This is a genomic window from Micromonospora haikouensis (assembly GCF_900091595.1).
Taxonomy (GTDB): Bacteria; Actinomycetota; Actinomycetes; order Mycobacteriales; family Micromonosporaceae; genus Micromonospora; species Micromonospora haikouensis.
Map to the genome: position 1 here is coordinate 1 of NZ_FMCW01000076.1, position 4,232 is coordinate 4,232.

The 4,232-nt window shown below is 67.1% G+C and carries 3 protein-coding genes and 1 pseudogene; 1 reads left to right on the forward strand and 3 read right to left on the reverse strand.

What is annotated here, in order from left to right; genetic code table 11:
- Positions 1–290: pseudogene (locus GA0070558_RS32395) on the forward strand (IS256 family transposase); the annotation flags it as partial.
- A gap of 562 nt (positions 291–852) precedes the next feature.
- On the opposite strand, the gene GA0070558_RS32400 reads toward GA0070558_RS32395, so the two are convergent.
- From GA0070558_RS32400 to GA0070558_RS33190, 3 genes are all read right to left on the reverse strand, one after another.
- Positions 853–1,749, reverse strand: a complete 897-nt coding sequence (locus tag GA0070558_RS32400) for an IS3 family transposase (protein WP_091287312.1) — start codon at positions 1,747–1,749, stop codon at positions 853–855.
- Positions 1,746–2,048, reverse strand: coding sequence for a transposase (locus tag GA0070558_RS32405; RefSeq protein WP_176734488.1), 303 nt, complete (start codon positions 2,046–2,048; stop codon positions 1,746–1,748). The genes GA0070558_RS32400 and GA0070558_RS32405 overlap by 4 nt, the downstream gene beginning before the upstream one ends.
- A 212-nt stretch (positions 2,049–2,260) precedes the next feature.
- Entirely contained in the window at positions 2,261–3,700 is a 1,440-nt protein-coding gene (locus GA0070558_RS33190) for a hypothetical protein (RefSeq protein WP_141722431.1), read from the reverse strand.
- Positions 3,701–4,232 lie beyond the last annotated feature (532 nt).

A 4,232-nucleotide genomic window follows, 5' to 3' on the forward strand; every position in this document is an offset into this window, starting at 1 on the left:
CCTTCTACGACTTCCCCGCCGAGCACTGGGTGCACCTGCGCACCACCAACCCGATCGAGTCGACCTTCGCCACCGTCCGGCACCGCACCAAGGTCACCAAAGGGCCCGGCTCGAAGGCAGCCGGCCTGGCCATGGCGTTCAAGCTGATCGAAGCCGCTCAACAGCGGTGGCGGGCGGTCAACGCACCACACCTGGTCGCCCTCATCCGCGCCGGCGCCCGCTTCGAACGCGGCAAACTCGTCGAACGCCCCACCGCCGATCCGGTCACGACCGACACCGCAGCCGCCTGATCAAGATTCCTCATCCACAAGTCTTGACTATTGCTCCAGGACCCAGGACGTGTTTCCCTGCCCGCTCGTGGACACTGCCTCACGCCCGCCGCGCTACGCGCGATGACCGGCAAGAGTAGGCGAAGACCGACGTGAGGAGGGCTGGCCCGCCGTACGGTGGCCCGGGCGGCCCGCGGGCGCCTGTATCGAGGGCAGGTAACCGTGGGTGCGCAGGATCCGCTCGATGGAGTTGCGGACCATGAGGGTGGCCTGCGCAGCGTCGCAGAAGTCGTAGCGCCGAACGGGAACACCTCGTAGCCGTCCAGCCGCAACGCCCGGTCTTCGCGCATCATCTCCGCGTACCGCTGAGGGGCGGCGCGGTCGCCGCCGACGTAGTGGTGCTTGCCGTCGATCTCGATGACCAGCCGGCGGCGCCCGCGCAGCAGCATGAGGTAGTCCACGCGCTGGCGGGGCAGCGGACCGGGCTGCCCCGGACCAGTGGCGCCTGCGTGTACGGGTCGTAGTGCAGATAGACCTGCGGGTGGGGTTGACCCGGTTTGACGGACAGGGCGGTAAGTTGATCTCACGCTACCTTGCTCGCTGGCCTGCGGGAATAGGCCGTCGCCTCATACTCGGCCGGACTCATGTAGTCCAGGGTGGAATGGCGGCGGCGGGTGTTGTACCACCCCTCGATCCACTCGAAGATCGCCGCACGGGCGGCGGCCCGGGTCGGCCACGCCCTCCGGTCGAGCAGTTCGGTCTTGATCGTGGCGAAGAACGACTCCGCGACGGCGTTGTCCCAGCACTGACCCCGCCCACCGACCGACAACCGCACCCCGTTGCGGTCGGCGAGCCGGGCGTACTGCGCACTCGTGTACTGGCACCCCCGGTCGCTGTGGAAGATCACCGGCCCGGCCGGGCGTCGGACGGCGATCGCGTTGGACAACGCCTGAGCGGGCAGATCGGTCCGCAGATGGTCGGCGGTCGCCCAGCCCACAACCCGACGCGACGCGATGTCGATCACGGTGGCGAGGTACAACCAGCCCTCCCACGTGTGGACGTAGGTGATGTCGCCGCACCAGCGGGTGTCCACCCGGCCGGCGGCGACGTCGAAGTCCCGGCGGACAAGGTCCGCCGACAACGCCGCACCCGGGTCGGGCACGGTCGTGGTCCGCCACCGCTTCGGCATCCGACCACACAACCCGGCGCCCCGCATCAGCCGCGCGACCCGCTTGCCGGAGTGCCGCCTACCCTGCGCGGCGAGTTCCGCGCGGACACGGGGCGCGCCGTATGTGCCGGCCGAGTCGGCGTGGATCCGCGCGATGCGGGCGACAAGGTCGACGTCGTCGCGGTCCCGCCGCGACGGCCCGGCACGGTGCTGGTAGTAGGCGGACCGGGAGACCTCCAGCAGCTCACAGGAACGCTTCACGTTCCCGCCGGGCCGCGCTTTCTCCGCCTCGATGAACGGGTACACGTTCACCGGGTCTCCTTCGCGAAGAAAGCCGTGGCCCGTTTGAGGATGTCGACGTCCTCACGCAGCCGGCGGTTCTCCCGCCGCAGCCGCGCCAGCTCGTCGCGTTCGTCGCTGGTCAACCCGTCGCTGCGGGTGCCGGCATCGACGTCGGCCTGCCTGACCCACTCACGTACCGCGGTCTCGGTCAGGTCGAAGTCCCTCGCGACCTGCGCCACCGATCGGTCACCCCGCCGGCACACCTCGACGATCTCCGCCCTGAACTCCGGCGTGAACGCCCTACGCGGCCGGCGTGGTTTCTTGCCCATGCCTTCCATGATGAACATCCTCCCGAGGAGCACACAGCCCCCCAGAGCTGGGATGTCCGTCAAACCGGGTCAGGCCCAGTCTTACGGTAGAGACGAGAGGCCGAACACTTGACGCCCGCGCTGGCGCATGCCAAGTCGGCAGCGACCCCGTACGGCGTGTCTGACCACAGAACGCCGCAGGCGCGACGCCCGACAAGCTCATGACCCGCTCGTCATCGGCGCGGCATTGCTAGCTCGGCTGTTCGCGCGTCCAAGGCCAGGTAGGTGTCCTCCGTCGCCGCTTCCAGTACATTCTGTTCTGGTTCTGGGGTGAGTCGCGCTGGACGGTCGATCAGCGACCACCAGTTGCGGCTCTGCGCCGATTCGAACGCTTCGCGCGTACGGTATCGTGCCTCGGACCTGCCCACCTCCTGGTAGAGCAGCTGCCTCCGTGCGGCATTGATCTGATCAGCGACATCGTCAGCCTGGTCCCGGCGTGGGCGCGGAATCTCCTGGTCCACCATCACCGCGATCTGCTCCTGTTGCAGCGCGAGTTCTTCGCACGCAGCGTACAAGCGCCGGGACATGCCGAGGACGAGGTCGGTGCCGGGTACGGCGCCGGTGAGCATGTCGAGCCGATGCTCGCCAGGTCGTTGTAGATAGCTCGGATCTTGGCGGGCTCGCTGACGCTCCACCTGTGTGGACTCGTCGTCCTCGAGGAGCGTGACCATTGCGGCGCTGCCGCGCCGGCTGCGCCGATCCTCGACACCCGGTCCGATCGGAAGAACCCGAAGTGAATCCGTCGGCAACGCCCGCAGCGAAAAGTATGTCAACATGCGTGACTGCGCCAGCATGAGAATTCGATCGGTCTCTGCGGCCTCGGCCTGCCCCGGCCAGGGGGACATCCCTGGGTCATGATTCTCGACGTCGATTGTCATGAACAATCGATCGGTGAGGCTGGTGCCGCACAGGACTTTGACGTGCGGCCCCGTCATCAGATCGGGACGGCAAAGCTGCGCCGCGCCTTCGCGTAGACGAGGTAGACCGAGCCGGCGTCCTCCTTTAGCCTCGACGATCCAGGGGAGCCCGGTCGCGGGGTGATATCCGATGAGGTCTGGCAGGCCAAGCGACGGGGTCCACGCAGGTCCATGCCCGACTGGGGCCCGAGCCTCCGCGTGTAGCGTCGGCCCCAGGCCCATCAGTCCACGGCAGGCCCACTCTGCCATCGTCATCCCGATGCGATATCCGAACGCGGACTGGGCTGTGTCCTCCGTACCGCTTGTGTAGATAACGTTCGGTTCGACGATGTGCCGGGCAAGCGTACCTGCGGACAGAATCTCGCTGCGACACAGATAAGCGACCAGCGGCGATCTGCGAGCCACGATCTCGGACCAGGCAAGCGCCGGTACGGCGGTGAGCCATGCTGTCGGATCCCTGCCCACCGACAGCGCCGCGTCGAGAACATCCCGCCAGGTTGTGGTGACGAGGTAATCGCCGCTGGCCGGGATTTGCGACCCATCGCCTGGCCAAGGATGCCATACGCTCGCAACCCGCGAGGGCATAGGTCGACGTGCCGGTTCAAGATCCGGGCCTGACCAGCGTATGAAGACCGGGACGTCGAACGAGTCCTTGGCGGCGATGGGGCTTCCCGAGGCTCCCGGCGGCGGCAACATCCCTGCATGATCGCAGGAGTTGACCGTCGTGTGTGAAGTCTCGTTTCTTGGGCGATCTCGTGGCGGTCGCCGCCGGCCGTCTCGTCGATGTCGACGAAGTCCGCCGCGGTGGACTGGTTCCGACCGATGGATCCAGCGTGTTGGGCGTCAACGTGATCGATCATCTTCGCCCGGAGCGGGCCGCACCTGTGGAGCATTGGTCTCACGCAACCCTGGCACCCAGGGGCTGCGGTGCCCGGATATACTGTCCGGCAAGTGTCCACCCTCGGGGTGGCGTCTGACCGTCTGGCGATGCTTCACGGCGAACTCCGGATCCGACTACCGGATGAGCCACCTATAAATTTGCCAGACGGGAACACGAGCCGAATACATTGCGGTACCTACACAGAGCGCGTGTGTCAGAGCAGTGACGTGATCTCAACAAGAATTCGGTAGGTATCGGTGTTCGTAGTGGGTGAGGTGGAGGGCGGCACGGACGATGTCGCCGAGGCTGCGTGGGCTGGCGGTGCTGTGGCGTAGCGTGCGCCAGCGG